Source organism: Acinetobacter sp. Res13-Abat-PEC15-P4-01, assembly GCF_015676285.1.
GTDB classification, from domain to species: Bacteria; Pseudomonadota; Gammaproteobacteria; order Pseudomonadales; family Moraxellaceae; genus Acinetobacter; species Acinetobacter nematophilus.
Window position 1 is genome coordinate 45,197 of record NZ_JADAIN010000011.1, and the last position, 14,095, is coordinate 59,291.

12 protein-coding genes are annotated in these 14,095 nt (G+C 39.1%); 2 read left to right on the forward strand and 10 right to left on the reverse strand.

Going from position 1 to position 14,095, the window contains the following annotated elements:
* Positions 1 to 31: 31 nt before the first annotated feature.
* From tsaB to IMO47_RS04480, 3 genes are all read right to left on the reverse strand, one after another.
* Positions 32 to 697 (reverse strand): tRNA (adenosine(37)-N6)-threonylcarbamoyltransferase complex dimerization subunit type 1 TsaB, encoded by a 666-nt coding sequence (tsaB, locus tag IMO47_RS04470; protein ID WP_196076038.1) that lies wholly within the window; start codon positions 695 to 697, stop codon positions 32 to 34.
* A 215-nt stretch (positions 698 to 912) separates the two neighbouring features.
* The gene (locus IMO47_RS04475; protein ID WP_196076039.1) at positions 913 to 1,446 is read right to left on the reverse strand and encodes a gamma carbonic anhydrase family protein; all 534 of its coding nucleotides are present in this window, start codon (positions 1,444 to 1,446) and stop codon (positions 913 to 915) included.
* 52 nt (positions 1,447 to 1,498) lie between these two features.
* Entirely contained in the window at positions 1,499 to 2,113 is a 615-nt protein-coding gene (locus IMO47_RS04480) for a CoA pyrophosphatase (protein ID WP_196076040.1), read from the reverse strand.
* 124 nt (positions 2,114 to 2,237) lie between these two features.
* On the opposite strand from IMO47_RS04480, the gene IMO47_RS04485 reads away from it, so the two are divergent.
* Positions 2,238 to 2,786, forward strand: a complete 549-nt coding sequence (locus IMO47_RS04485; protein ID WP_196076041.1) for an NUDIX hydrolase — start codon at positions 2,238 to 2,240, stop codon at positions 2,784 to 2,786.
* Positions 2,787 to 2,874: 88 nt separating this feature from the next.
* On the opposite strand, the gene IMO47_RS04490 is transcribed toward IMO47_RS04485, so the two are convergent.
* The 6 genes from IMO47_RS04490 to IMO47_RS04515 all read right to left on the reverse strand — a co-directional run bounded on the left by IMO47_RS04490 (position 2,875) and on the right by IMO47_RS04515 (position 11,044).
* A complete protein-coding gene (locus IMO47_RS04490) occupies positions 2,875 to 4,818 on the reverse strand; it encodes a hypothetical protein (protein WP_196076042.1) in 1,944 nt (647 codons plus the stop codon).
* Positions 4,819 to 4,828: 10 nt separating this feature from the next.
* A complete protein-coding gene (filE, locus tag IMO47_RS04495) occupies positions 4,829 to 6,154 on the reverse strand; it encodes a putative pilus assembly protein FilE (protein ID WP_196076043.1) in 1,326 nt (441 codons plus the stop codon).
* Entirely contained in the window at positions 6,154 to 7,818 is a 1,665-nt protein-coding gene (locus IMO47_RS04500; protein WP_196076044.1) for an outer membrane protein transport protein, read from the reverse strand. The genes filE and IMO47_RS04500 overlap by 1 nt, the downstream gene beginning before the upstream one ends.
* Before the next feature lie 12 nt (positions 7,819 to 7,830).
* Entirely contained in the window at positions 7,831 to 9,021 is a 1,191-nt protein-coding gene (locus tag IMO47_RS04505) for a hypothetical protein (RefSeq protein WP_196076045.1), read from the reverse strand.
* A gap of 53 nt (positions 9,022 to 9,074) precedes the next feature.
* The gene (locus tag IMO47_RS04510; RefSeq protein WP_196076046.1) at positions 9,075 to 9,908 is read right to left on the reverse strand and encodes a C39 family peptidase; all 834 of its coding nucleotides are present in this window, start codon (positions 9,906 to 9,908) and stop codon (positions 9,075 to 9,077) included.
* Positions 9,909 to 10,114: 206 nt separating this feature from the next.
* Positions 10,115 to 11,044 carry a DUF6160 family protein gene (locus IMO47_RS04515; protein WP_196076047.1) on the reverse strand — a complete coding sequence of 310 codons (930 nt, stop codon included), beginning with the start codon at positions 11,042 to 11,044 and terminating at the stop codon, positions 10,115 to 10,117.
* Between the two features lie 264 nt (positions 11,045 to 11,308).
* Between IMO47_RS04515 and IMO47_RS04520 the strand changes: the two genes are divergently transcribed.
* Positions 11,309 to 12,655, forward strand: a complete 1,347-nt coding sequence (locus IMO47_RS04520; RefSeq protein ID WP_196076048.1) for an anthranilate synthase component I family protein — start codon at positions 11,309 to 11,311, stop codon at positions 12,653 to 12,655.
* Between the two features lie 229 nt (positions 12,656 to 12,884).
* Here IMO47_RS04520 and hisC read toward each other — a convergent pair whose 3' ends face one another.
* Positions 12,885 to 13,982, reverse strand: a complete 1,098-nt coding sequence (gene hisC, locus IMO47_RS04525; RefSeq protein WP_196076049.1) for a histidinol-phosphate transaminase — start codon at positions 13,980 to 13,982, stop codon at positions 12,885 to 12,887.
* Between the last annotated feature and the right edge of the window lie 113 nt (positions 13,983 to 14,095).

Consider the following 14,095-nt stretch of genomic DNA (forward strand, 5'->3'; position numbering starts at 1 on the left):
ATTAAATCCTAAAAATTAAAGCGAAAAACGATTATGACTTGCCTTGTTCTGGAATTTTTTTCCATGCGTTATCACGTAAATATACCGGTAATGCCTGCTCAGCACTGAGCCATTGCTGTTTCAATGCATGTTGTCTTGCAATTGTCGCAATATCGTTGGCATTTGCAGTAAGCTGCTGAAATTCAGTCGCCTCACCGTCAACCAGTGTTGCCCCAGAACCAATCAAAGTATATTTTCGATATGCTGCAGCCTGTTGATAGTCTAATAATTGTTCTTCATCTACAAGTTGCATAATGTTATTTTGGTCAAGCTTGAAACTCGCCATATAAACTTCATTCATACGTGCATCTAAAACAGCTGTCACTTCTGTCAATTGAGCATGTTGGTATGCTGACTGGGCCAAAGCTTGCAATGTTGACACAGGAATAACCGGAATATCATGCGCCCATGCTAATGCTTGGGTCACTGCCGCATTGATCCGTACACCACTGAATGAACCAGGTCCACGGCTAAACGCGATTGCAGTCAACTCTTGATTGCTGATTTGATTTTGCTGAAAGCCTTGCTCAATCATTGGCAGAATAGTTTGAGTCTGTGCCTTTGCTCGCGTATCAAGTTGAAAATAGAGTGTTTGAGTTTCATCAACAATCGAAACGGAACACTGCTCATTGGCAGTTTCCAATGCCAGCAATTTCATGCACAACCTTACTGTATTAAAAATGCTGACTATGATACTCCACTCATTTCATTAGCGCGAGGACTAAGCGCTAAAGCCGGTCAGATAAAATTGAATGCTCTAAGTCATCTATAAAAATATCAAGAGAATGAATTTCTTTCCTAAAAAAACAAAGCCCTCATTTCAAAGGGCGGTATTCATTTTTAAATCATGTGCTTCACTTTGAAACAACTGTGCTAATCAAACTTGAATTCTTCTAAATCGATAAAATCTTTGTAGTGTGAAGCATAATGCAATGCACTCATTTTTAATAAGTTGGCTGCATTTTCATCTAAAGTTCGGACTACTTTTCCTGGAGAACCCACCACCAAGGAATTATCGGGAATCACTTTACCTTCAGGAATCAAGCTATTGGCCCCAATAATACAGTTTTTACCGATGACAGCATGATTTAAAACCACTGCATTGATACCAATTAAACTATTCTCACCGATGGTACAACCATGCAGCATTGCTTGATGTCCAATGGTCACATAATCACCAATATTTAGTTCAATACCGGCATCGGTGTGTAACACCGCATTCTCTTGAACATTGCTAAAATTCCCCACATGAATCTTCGCATTATCCGCACGAATAACAGCCCCAAACCAAACGCTGACTTGTTGTCCCAATTCAACTTGACCTATTAGCGTCGCATTATCAGCGACCCACCCATCAAAAGGTTCATGTAATGCTTTGGGTGCTTGTCCTTTAAATTTATACATCATGGTGCGATATTCCTTTCAATTTTTCCCTGTAAGCATACTTTCAAATATAAAATTATTTTCGATTCAGGATTTGAGATTTAAATGATGGAGAATTCAATAAAAATGGCCAGTTTTTCTGATAGTCCAATCCATATTTAAATAATGAGATTAAAATTCTGGCTGTTAAACCCCAAATAATTTCATTTTCAATTCGTAGACTTGGAAAATAAACTGACTGATGCGCCAAACGCACTTCGTAAGGAATGGGCTGTGATTCCATCATTTTTTTAATGGGTGCATAAAAGATACGATCAATTTCAGTAGGCTGTGGAATCAATTGAATATCAGGCGGAATCAAACCCACCACGGGTTTTACTGTAATTCCACTTTTTGCCCGCTCCATCGGCAAATCACCAATCAGCTTAACATCAAAAGGATTTAATGCTGTTTCTTCCCAAGCTTCACGCAGCGCCACAACAATATTGCTGGTGTCATTTGGGTCGCGTTTCCCCCCGGGAAACGAAACCTCACCGGCATGATTTGATAGATATGCAGAACGTCGGGTCAATAAAATTTTAGGATCGGCTTCCTGAGTAATTGCAATCAGAACCGCAGCATTGGCAGGAAATATTCTTCTGCCAAAACGTAATCTGTTTTGCAATATTTGTGTTAACTCATGATCCTGCATTTATCTCACTCAATATTTTTGTTCTGTTTCTATCATATATGAAATTTTATGGATAAGGCTATAAATGATGCGAAAGTAGAATTTTTCAGTTATGCTGAGTTATCTCACATTTTCAATGAAGCTTATGAGTTTTTGCAGTGTTTGTGGTCATTCGACAATCGAAAAAATTCCTTTAGGTGATCAAAAAATCCGTAAAGTTTGTACGCACTGTGGCACCATTCATTATGTTAATCCTAAAGTTATTTGCGGCGCACTTGCCCTCTGGGAAGGTAAAGTTTTACTTTGTCGCCGTGCAATAGAGCCCCGTTATGGACTTTGGACATTACCAGCTGGATATATGGAACTGTTCGAAACCATGGAGCAAGGTGCAGCACGTGAAACGCGTGAAGAGTCAGAAGCAGAAGTGGACATCGAACAATTGTACTGTATGTATAATATTCCCCGTATTGGACAGATTTATGTGTTGTTTAAAACACAAATTAAAGATGGTTTTTTTGGTGCTGGGGAAGAAACACTCGAAAGCCGATTATTTGAAGAACATGAAATCCCTTGGAATGATTTGGCATTTCCAAGCGTTGAACGTACATTACGCCATTATTTTGAAGATCGAAAAAATAATGTCTTTCCGATGCACCTCGAAACATTAGGAACACGTCTAGACCAAACAGGTTGACTATCAAAGTATTTTATTTAGATTTACCTATACAGACAGCATAAAAAATCCCCCAATCTCTATTGGGGGATTTTTTGTCACAGTGAGATTATTTGGTTTTCACTGTATAACATTGTGGCAAACTTACCGATAAAGTTCCTTGTTGACGCTTCGCCAACTCTTTTTGTTCAGGCGTGAGTTTATCTTTATTCGCATCTGTATTGTTATAGATTGCCTGATAAACTGCCTGTAAATTGACCCAAGTTGCCGTAATGGTTTTGTCTCCATCCCAACTGGTAATATTGACACCACTAGAAGTATTTTGCTCATTGATCAATCGTTGAAGGTTTAAACGGATACCGCCAGACGACACTGAAGCTTTATTTAAATCATCGGTTGTGGTGCCGCTTGTTGGAGTAACGACCAATCTCTCATTTAATCCCACCAAAGCACCATCAAGACTTCCAAAAACAGGATTCGCCAGAATCATACGCATTGTAATTGATTTTTCAATATCACCATTGATATAAGCCGTACCTGTCGTTCCCAGTCGATATTGTTGAACACCTGTTTCTTTATCAATGTACGTATTCGGATCGACATCCGAACAGGTATTTGAATTTAAAGCACCATTTCGCCCCAAGTTAGTACGGATATCCCCATTTTCATCAATTACAATCCCTAATGTTTGGGTATTTGGGTTGACTTCTGGATTGGTAAAGTTAAATGTAATATTGGCATAGAGCGGGAAGTAATATTTTTCACCAGTTTTTACTGTATTTTTAGTCAGGAAAACTCTTCGGTCCAAGTAGTTCGCAGGATTGGTTTTATAAATATCAATGCCACCTGAAAGCTGATCTCCAGCGAATGTCTGGCGCCACTTGCCATAAACCGTCGTATCTGTCGGTGCAGTGGTTGCACCAGTCGCACGCTTATACATATATTCGGTACCCGCCACATTGGTATTGTTCAGTAATGTACCTTGATAAATGCTCAGTTGATCTGTTGTTGTTTGATCTTTTTTGAATATCAATGGATTGCTGATTTTTCGGGTTAATGGACTGATCCAACCTTGCTGTGGATTGACATCTAATTTTTGTGGAACCACTTGATTAAGTAACAGGAACTTTAACAATGAATCAGCAATGGTGCTACCTTCGACTTTTTGCGGAACACCTATCCATTGCATTGCATAACCTGTGGTATAGCCTTGGCGATCCGTCACGAGATACATATTGGCTATCGATTCGTTCTTGGTATTTAAGTCACTCTTCCCTGTAAAGCCTTGGATATCAACATTTGCTCCACTAAAAATCAGGAAGTTTGTAGAATAAATATTAACCAGCGACTGTTGAATCAAACGCTGGGCTGTTAACTGTGCCGAAGCATTATCGACAGTTTCAAGATTGAGCCATGGTTTTAATTTCTCGATGTAACTGCCATCAAGAAAATCGGCAACACCAATATCCGCAGGTAAATCTTTAAGGTTATTTTTTAAATTATCTGATAATTCGATAGGTTGAATATCCCCAACTTGGTGAGTATTTTGCTCTACACCAATCGCTTGGAAAACGCGAACCAAGCCAACCATGACTTTAAAGGTGTCATCATTCATATCCATATTGGCTGGTGCTTTACCAGTCATGGCAGTTGCAATATCAATCAAACCAATTGCAGCAGGTTGTCCATTGACTTTTAGAGGGCGAATTTTGTTTAAATCTACCTCCCCCAAAACAATTTTACGTTGTGATTCAGAACCCTGAATATAAAACTTTGCCTTGTCACCAATTAAGCAGCCTCCAGAAGCCAAACCACCTTCTAATTTGGTGGTGAAATGATTTCGGGTATCTGTACTACAATCAAAATTTAATCCAGTCACTGGATAATCAACATAAAAACCTAAACATTTTTCATAAGATGCATCACAGCCATTGGTATAAGTTACAATACCTTTGTACGGGTCTTCATTGACTGTTGAACTTTCACCACCACAACCAGTAAGTGCTAAACCTAAACTCGTTAAAACGAAAGGGGCTAATAATCTTTTTTTCATAATCTCGTCCTTACTGAATAACACTCAGCTTAATTTGTCCATGATTTGTTAACTGTTTATTTTCAACATCTATAGCTGAGGATAACGGTGTTAAAAATAGATAAGTCGCTTTTTCGGGTTTTCTCAACACACCTTCCATTGCGGCATATTGTAAATTGTTGTCATGAGATTCTTCATTTTTAAAGCCACTCACACCTTCGATTACACAGCCCTGTTCATCTAGAAATACAACTAAAGGCCAATAGTAGCTCTGTGTCTTGGAAGAGGATGCATAGGAAGTTAAAAGGATATTTTGTACCTGAGCATCTAATTTCACTACCTCATACGCAAAATGCTCTTTAATCGGAGCAACTGGCCATAAACCAATCTCTTGATTTTTAGATGATAAAGCTTTTGCTTTAAGTATTTTTTTACCTGAGAAACAGGCTTGTTCTAAATTATGAACCACTTCATCTTTAGGTAAACGGAAATAAGTTGAAGCGAGGACCACTGGTTTTTTTTCATCAGTTTCTGGATTGCCTCGAATACGGTTTAAGAGACTTGTACTGAGTCCTTTTTGGCGTTCAATGGTTTCATAACGTCCATGTACTGCGCCAATCTCTGGGGTCATATAAAATCGCTTTTTCCCCTCTAGGTTAAATTCACGATCTTCCAGATATTCATTATTTACATACTTTTCGCCATCAATGATGGTAAAGTTTTTGTCTTCAGTCTCTTGAATACTCTGCGTTTTAAGCACAGCTTTGGAAACTGGTGAGTTCTGAGTCGTTAAACTCTTTTGTTGTTTTTCGACTTGTTTAGCTTCATGTTGTGATTTAGCTATTTCAGCAGTTTTGGTTTCTGGAACAACTACAGCCTTTTTTTCTTGTTCATGTTTCTTTACTGAGGACGGAACAATCTGTGATGGTTGTGGTTGTGGTTGTGGTTGTGGTTGTGGTTGTGGTTGTGGTTGTGGTTGTGGTAAATCCTTAACCTTTTTTTGTTGCTTTGCTTGGATTTCCGATGAATGTTCAGTGAGGGATACGACTGATTTTTTTTGCTCTGGAGCACTTGTAGAAAGACGCTCAGGTTGAGTCATCTTTTCATTTTGTGCTGTATTGGATTGAGGTTGAATAGCCTCAACAGACTTTATCGTTTTGCTTTCATTCTTATGATTATTTTTTTGCTTAGTTTCAGGTTGTGTTGGTGATTCAGGTTTTTGAATAATCATCGGATGCCCATCAGGTCCGATAATGGTATAGAAACTGGATGCATAACAAGCTGATGTGGCTAGGCTAACAGTCAATGCTAGCCACAAAGAATTCAAAACTATTTTTTTTTCAGCTTTTAAACGCATTACCATCTCGTTCTGTAATTGAGCCCTAGAATTGTGACTTTGGTATTTGTTTTTACATTCAATCCAGCATATGGATTGAGCAGTAAGTTATCTACCCCTGTCTTATTCGATAAACTACTGGTGTTTGCAGGAATATTATCGCGGCTGCGTAGAAAGCCCACAGATAAATCAATATCGGTATCTTCATCAAAACGGTAACCCAAACCTAAACCGAATAACTGGGCATTATTAATCGGTACCATGGTATTTCTTTTATCATCAGGAATCGCACTTGCGCGAGGTTCATAACCTGCTCGAAGTTTTAAACGGTCATTTGCTGAATATTCCACACCAATTCCCCAACTCCATGGTGACTTAAAGCCAAGAGGGAAAGCCAATGAGGTATCTGTAACTTGATTGGATAAAAGTTTAGCAATTTTTAATGCTGAAATTTGGCGATCAAATTCAAATTGGAATTTTTCCCACGCTTTAAAGTCCGTCCATCCAACATCAAAATTCACTTGTAAATCGGGTAAAACCTTATATTTTATCCCTGCTTGAAAATGTGCTGGATATTCCAAATCCATTGCGATCAAACCAGATTCTGTCGGCGGTATATAACCAGGGAATCCTAGAATCGCAGCAAGAATCTGTCCGGTTGCAGAGGAGTTCAAACCTTTAATCAGTTCGCGTGGTGCGTTGGCATTGTCAATGAAATATTTACCTTTCATACGCATTTTTGCCGAGCTTTGATAGACCATACCAAAACCGAAATTCTCAGTTGGCTCCCACATGAGACCCAGGTTATAGCTTGGGCTAAGACTTTGCTCCAAAGACACCTGCATCTTTCCGAACTGCCCAAACGGATTCATTCCCTCATTGGCATTACAAATACCAAATAGCAAGAGATCGGTGATCATATTGGAGTTATTTCGGAATGGACCACAAACAGACTCATCCACCATTCGCAATACACCGATCATTTCATTTGGGAAGCGTAAATCGGTCTTCAATGCCATCGCATTATATGACATCCCAATAGAAGCCCCCAAAGAGAGTTGATCATTGACTTGATATGCGACAGAAGGTGATAGATATGTAATACGTTCAATGGCAACCTGTTGACCCATAAAGTTGCCGGGATTTTTATCTTCTGAACCAAATCCCGCCACCATAGGTGCATAAGCTGCCGTTGCATACGTTAATTTTGAACCTGGTGGATTATAGGAAACCCCACCTGTAGGCGCCAATACCGGCCAACCTGGTCCCAAATCCACAACTTTCTTTAAAATAGGAATATATAAACTTGCATATTCAACGTCACCACGTACAGAGTCTTTATAGTCCGTACATAAGCTGGAAGGATTATCGGGGGCATCATTACAGATCAAAGGATCATCAGAATAACCAAATACGTTGTAGCCTGGTGGAGCAGAAAACTCCCGTTGAACATCAAAATTAGCAATGATGCCCTGTACGTCTGTCTGTAGACCTTTGAGTTTAGTCAGCCCGGCCGGGTTAAAATGAATTGCACTAATTCCTGGCGGATCTGCGGTAACGGCATTCCCCATAGTCAATGAACGTATGTCTACAGATAGGTTAAGCCCTAAATGCGCAAATACTTGAGTTGAACACCCTGTTAATAAAATTGCTGTTACTAATGGGCGCAAACGTATGTTTTTCATACCTTACACTCCTTAGCGAGCTTTTTTCTTACCAAAGCCAATAATATCTAATGGGAAAGACAACCCAAGTGAAATATCTGGTGAATCTTCAGTTAAACCAATTCCCAACGTACCATTCACAATGGTTTCAGGATTTACACGCACACCCAGAGCAATCGAGAACATACCGCTTGACTGATTAGCAGCATCATATTTTTCACGTCCCCTTTCTGGGGTCGATGGATTTGCCTGATATGTAAATGAAGTATTCATATTAAATGATTGTTGATATGACATGGTCATGGAGACATCATAGTTAAATGAATACGCGAAACCGAATGAGAAACCGCCTGTCATTCCAGGATCAAATTCTTCCAACACCCTTTGACCAAGCTGTTGCCCCCCCTGACCATTGGCATTACCACCGCCACGTACTTGATTTAAACCGGTTTCTTTAAATCCATAGTTGGCTGAAACTGAAGCAAATAATACAACAGGGTCAATATATTTTCGGGTACTTGCGCCAACACCCACAGAATAATAGCCCTTACCTGTGGAAAGGTCTGTATTCGGATTAATCTCGTATGGGCTATCACCTGTTTTTGTCGATACACTACCAAATAAAATCAGTGGTAAACGACCGGCTTTAAGCGGAAAAGGTTCCCAGCGCGCGCCTAGGTTGATATCTCCCAGACCTGCTGCCGTTGCATCTTTTAAGCTGTCTGATTTGGCAATAAAGGGCAAAGAAGCCGTAAACGTTAAGTTGTCTCTGACACCATATTGCACTGTAAAAGTATTGGTAATGGTATGACTTGCATCTTCATCTACACGAAGTTGGTAAGCAGTACCTTCATTAATACCCAAATTCAGTTGTGAATCGCGATAGTATGAATAATCCAAATCATAGAAAGTTGATATTTCACCTTTTTTAATCAAGGAATACTGACGTTCATTGGATGTAAAAACTTCTTGCAAGTTCGTTTCTTGAGAAGCATCCCCTTCTTTCTTTTGTAATGCTTCAGCGGCTTGAGAGCCTGACTTTGGTGCTAAAGATTTTGTTTCATCCTTATTGATCTGTACTTCTTCTTTAGCTGGAACAGCTTGATCTACTGCTGTATCAGCACTTGCATCAACCTCAGTATTTGTTTCAGCCGCATATAAACTTCCGATTGCAAACTGAATACTCACTGCAAGTAAAGTTCTTTTCATCCATTGATTATTCATATTATTCCTATCCCAAAAAATCCAATTCAGTTATGTAATTTTTAGTCCATCTTTTACTTACGTTTATAATAGAGTCGTAGGTAGGTTGTAATTGGCTGATTATAGGTTGCTGACTTGGTATCTAGGTCAATTACTTTACGCATGGTTGATGCTTTATCTGCCAATCTATTGACGTAATCTGTTGAATATTGAGCTTCTACCAAGGCATAGCGATTAATTGTTGCATCATCAACATGACGCATATCCGCCTCTTGTAAAGCCAACATATTCCGTTGTTGGTCTTTGGGCGCATTAATCATAAATAAAGTATTATTTTCCCAAACTTGCTTAAAGCGCTCCTGGTCAAAACTAATATTTCCTAATGCAGGGTCAGCCACATAGACTCGACCATCTTTATACGCTTTAAATACGACAAAATGTTTAAATCCTGCATAAGAAATCGGCACAATCACAGGTTGATTCTGATTAATTAAGTCTGTGAATTCTCCTCTAAAGCCTCCACTTTCATAACCAATTGCTGCAACAAAACGTTTCATGTCCAACAGCGAAAAACTTCGACGTTCGATAATACGATTGTATTCCCCAAAACGTAATAAACCTTCCATGGTTTGCTGTTCTGTCAAATTTGTCCCAACATATCCATTCAGCAAGGTTGTGAGTGCCGCAGAGCCACAACTATAGTCATATGCCTGACGCACGATACCTCGGAATTGATTTTCTAAAGCAGGTTTAATATGAACCATCTCACGATGATTTCGTGAAAATGATGGGTCCCGAGAATCCGCAAGCTCAGTGTAATAGACAGCATCCTTTGGCTTGGGTTTTACATCTAGTGCATGGTTGGCAAAATAGTACATTAATGCCGAACCTAAAGTAATTTCTAACATAATTTTAACTATCAAGTATCGGCAGTATTTTGCCTAAAGTGCTGATTTTATTTTTAGAGTGAACACTCTACTTCCCTGAAACTAGAAGATACCGTTTTTTGAAAAAAAAAACAGTCTTTTTTTGAACTTTTGTCGCTTTTACAAGGTTTTTTTGTAAAAAAAAGACGCATGCTCTGCATGCGTCTTTTCATATTTCTAGTGTTAACTTAGTGACCAGCAATTGTAATCACAGCACCAGGTGTTGTACCTGCAGTACCGTTATAAACTTTCAAACCACTGATTGCTACATCACCGATTGAAGCGGCTGAAGAACTACCCAATTGAATTTTTTGGATATAAATATCAGTCGGTTTGGTCATCGCCGTGATTTGCAATCCGTCAGCAGTTGCACCATTCACACCTGCTGCACGAACAGCAATCGCAGCATCTGTAGATAAATTCGCAGAACCTGTATCTGTTAATTTAATAGAGCCAAGAACGATATCACCGCCACCACCAGTAGATGCATCATGTAATGATAGATTACTGATTGTTAAACCACCAGTCATGCTACCAGCCAGTTTGATCATTGCGCCTTGTGGCGTATTACCCAATTGAATGTTTGCAGCAGTTTTACCAGTCGTTAAAGTTAAACCATTTAAGATGGTCGCAGTACCAGTACCAACTTTATAAGGACTATTTGTAGTTGTAGCATCTACATCATTAACTTCGATTTTGCCCAAAGAAATATTTAGACCAGAAACCGCAGCACCAATATTTAGGAATGGACTACCACCATTACCATCAGTATCAATAGTAATATCAGCTAAGTTATGGCTGCTTAACAAAGAGGCAGTATTTGCTGTTAATACAACATTGTTAATCGTGATTGCACCAGCTTTAGCTGTACCACCTGTAATTGGTGTACCATCAGTAGCACCATTTACACCATCTGAAAGTTTAGCTGTTGCAGATAAGCCATCACCATCAAAAACATGAACTTTGGCAATATCGACTTTCGATATCCCAATCCCTATGGAAATACCATCCTGACCAGTCGTTGCACTCAGTGCTGCATCATCCATTGCTTGCAGAGCCATTGCATTTGAGCTAACAGCAACAGCAGAAACTAAAGCAAGTTTAGTAAATAATTTCATAGTCCGTACTCTCCCAAGAGCATTTTTTTTCATTTTTAACCACTCTCCGTAGTTCCCTGTTGTTTTTAGTTGTTTTACAACTTAGAACACCAATCCTTGAGTAGTCCGTTTTGCCCTTTTAAGTTAACTGGATGTTACTTTTTGTTCAACTGCTGTTTATCAAAAAGCTGATGAAACCGATAAACGGTAAACAGTTTTTTCACCTGAGTTTTCAGGTAGAATATCCCTGACCAATCTCTTTTTCTTTTTGAGTTCAATCTCCCTATGTTTCGGAAGTTATTAGATTTTCCACCAAACAGTATTGCTACACTATTACATCGACTTCACTCGCTTTTTGGTTGTGTCTATTTAAAAAATTCAGGACAAGATATCATCGCCTTCTTACCTGAAAAGTATTGTATTTCGACTTCACAGCAATATGAAACTTATACACGAAGCGGCTTTACGAATTATCAAAAAGTTCAAAATACCAACAAGCTCAATAATTTTTTTTATTTCAATCCACTTAGCTCCGCAAATAGCGTTGAAAAGTTTCAAGGTGGCTATATTGGGTTTATAGACTACAATTATGCCAGCACTCAACATATTGATTGCACAGCTAAAGCCCAACCAAATTTTTATATGGGTGTGTATCAAACTTTTATTCATATCGAAAATCAACAATTGGTTTTCTATAGTGCGGAATCATGTGCAGAAGAATTTTTTAGATTCATACAAAACCTTTTAAATACAGATCATGCATTAAGCAAATTTAAACTGGACACGCTCTGTAAGGCGACATGGACAAAACAAGACTATGCACGCGCCTTTAGCCAAGTCCAAGAATACATCAAGGCGGGTGATTGCTATCAAATCAATTTGACTCAAGAATTCACTGCACAGGCGCAAGGGCTACTTTTAGATACAGCTGAACATTTCTGGAAATTGACCGACGCCCCATATTCGGGCTATTTAAAACTTGATGATTTTGAATTGTTGAGTTGTTCACCTGAATTATTTATTGATTTTAAAGCTGAGCGTAAAATTATCACCAAGCCGATCAAAGGCACGATGCCTCGTTATAATGACCCAGTTTTAGATCAACAGTCCAAGGATCGATTAATTCATTCTCAAAAAGATCAGGCTGAAAATGTCATGATCGTAGATTTGTTACGTAATGACTTAAGTGTATATGCTGAAACAGGTTCAGTGAAAACACCTCAACTGTTCAATATTGAATCTTTTAATCAAGTCCACCACATGGTGAGTGAAGTCACAGCAATATTAAAACCTGAAGTCAATCCATTTGATGTACTTTTGACGGCATTGCCTGGTGGGTCAATCACTGGTGCACCGAAAATTCGGGCAATGCAAATTATTGAGGAGCTAGAGAGTGCTCCACGTGGCGCTTATTGTGGTTCTTTGGGATATTTTAATTTTGATGGCACAGGATCTTGGAATATTTTAATCCGTTCTATTCAAAAATTTCAGAATAACGTTTCTGTATGGGCAGGTGGTGGAATTACCATTGCTTCTGATTGCGATGCTGAATATCAGGAATGTTTTGATAAAGTTTCTGCAATGCTTGATTTACTCAATACTTGGTATCAAGCAGCTTCAGAAGATCAATAACCTGGGTCCCAGATAAAACGCTTGGTGAACATGATACTCGAAAACATCCCTCGCGCGACAGTTTGGGGGCAAGTCTTCATTTATACAGTGTTTTTCTGTAATTCATTGAATGCGAGCCAAGTCAGCAAATGTTCGTTGGTTTTTTTTAGATGAGGGGAACATATGTTCCCCTCTCCCAGATATTCATTGAGATGGCGGCTTCAATCTCTACCGCACTTATTACTAAGCTTTAAGTCAAGATATCCTGCTTTAAAGTATCGACAAGCCGTTGATTCTGTTCGTCTGTACCAATCGTAATTCGTAAGAACTGGTTAATACGAGGCTTATTGAAATAACGTACAATAATTCCCTTTGCACGTAACGCTTGTGCAAGTTCACCAGCATCTTTAGAAGGTAAAGATGCAAAGATAAAATTTGCTTTAGATGGCAGTACGTTAAAACCTATCGCCTCTAAATCTGCCACAAGTTTATCTCGGCTGAGAATCACTTTTTGACACTGGGCTTCAAAGTAATCTTGATCTTCAAATGATGCAACAGCAGCAGCTATGGCAAAACGATCAATTGGGTATGAGTTAAAACTATTTTTAACAGCTTCTAGTGCTGCAATCAGGTGCGGCTGTGCAATCGCAAATCCAACGCGTAATCCAGCCAGAGAACGAGATTTTGAAGTCGTTTGACAGACAACCAAATTCTCATATTTCTCAACTAACTGCACGGCAGACTCTGCACCAAAATCAACATAAGCTTCATCAATCACAACCACAACATCTGGATTGGATTGCAGAACCTTTTCAATGGCATCCAAACCTAGTGCAATACTGGTGGGCGCATTTGGATTGGTAATAATAATTCCACCATTGGGCTGTTGATAATCATCCACCACGATCTCAAACTGGTCATTTAAAGGAATGATTTTTGTTTTAGCCGAAAGCCCAAAAAACTGACTGTAAACAGGATAGAAACTATAGGTAATATCTGGATAGAGGATGGGCTGATCTTGAACGAAGAAAGCTTTAAAAATATGGGCGAGAACTTCGTCTGAACCATTACCGACAAAAACATTGGCAATATTGACATGTTGTTGTTGAGCAATTGCCTGTTTCAGTGCAGTTGCATCTGGATCGGGATAGAGTCGCAGCGCATCTGCAGAATTTTCCAAAACCGCCTGAACCGCTTCAACCACTTTCGGCGATGGCGGATAAGGATTTTCATTGGTATTCAGTTTTAATAAATTTTGAATTTTCGGCTGTTCCCCTGGAATATACGGTTCTAATTCACGTACTTCAGGGCTCCAAAAACGCATTTGTTCAGGGCTAATCTTTGACATTTTCTTATCTCTTATTTTCCTCATCCATCCCTTTCAATACTTTAGCAGCAAATCTAAAGGTCCGTTTAGAGCAGGTAATTTAAACCTATCCAAAGGAATGCTGCATAGCCAGC

What these genes read in the sequence shown, in the direction of transcription:
- tsaB (WP_196076038.1), bottom strand. Translation starts at nt 697, where the DNA reads ATGAAATTGCTGGCATTGGAAACTGCCAATGAGCAGTGTTCCGTTTCG.
- IMO47_RS04475 (WP_196076039.1), bottom strand. Translation starts at nt 1,446, where the DNA reads ATGATGTATAAATTTAAAGGACAAGCACCCAAAGCATTACATGAACCT.
- IMO47_RS04480 (WP_196076040.1), bottom strand. Translation starts at nt 2,113, where the DNA reads ATGCAGGATCATGAGTTAACACAAATATTGCAAAACAGATTACGTTTT.
- IMO47_RS04485 (WP_196076041.1), top strand. Translation starts at nt 2,238, where the DNA reads ATGAGTTTTTGCAGTGTTTGTGGTCATTCGACAATCGAAAAAATTCCT.
- IMO47_RS04490 (WP_196076042.1), bottom strand. Translation starts at nt 4,818, where the DNA reads ATGAAAAAAAGATTATTAGCCCCTTTCGTTTTAACGAGTTTAGGTTTA.
- filE (WP_196076043.1), bottom strand. Translation starts at nt 6,154, where the DNA reads ATGCGTTTAAAAGCTGAAAAAAAAATAGTTTTGAATTCTTTGTGGCTA.
- IMO47_RS04500 (WP_196076044.1), bottom strand. Translation starts at nt 7,818, where the DNA reads ATGAAAAACATACGTTTGCGCCCATTAGTAACAGCAATTTTATTAACA.
- IMO47_RS04505 (WP_196076045.1), bottom strand. Translation starts at nt 9,021, where the DNA reads ATGAATAATCAATGGATGAAAAGAACTTTACTTGCAGTGAGTATTCAG.
- IMO47_RS04510 (WP_196076046.1), bottom strand. Translation starts at nt 9,908, where the DNA reads ATGTTAGAAATTACTTTAGGTTCGGCATTAATGTACTATTTTGCCAAC.
- IMO47_RS04515 (WP_196076047.1), bottom strand. Translation starts at nt 11,044, where the DNA reads ATGAAATTATTTACTAAACTTGCTTTAGTTTCTGCTGTTGCTGTTAGC.
- IMO47_RS04520 (WP_196076048.1), top strand. Translation starts at nt 11,309, where the DNA reads ATGTTTCGGAAGTTATTAGATTTTCCACCAAACAGTATTGCTACACTA.
- hisC (WP_196076049.1), bottom strand. Translation starts at nt 13,982, where the DNA reads ATGTCAAAGATTAGCCCTGAACAAATGCGTTTTTGGAGCCCTGAAGTA.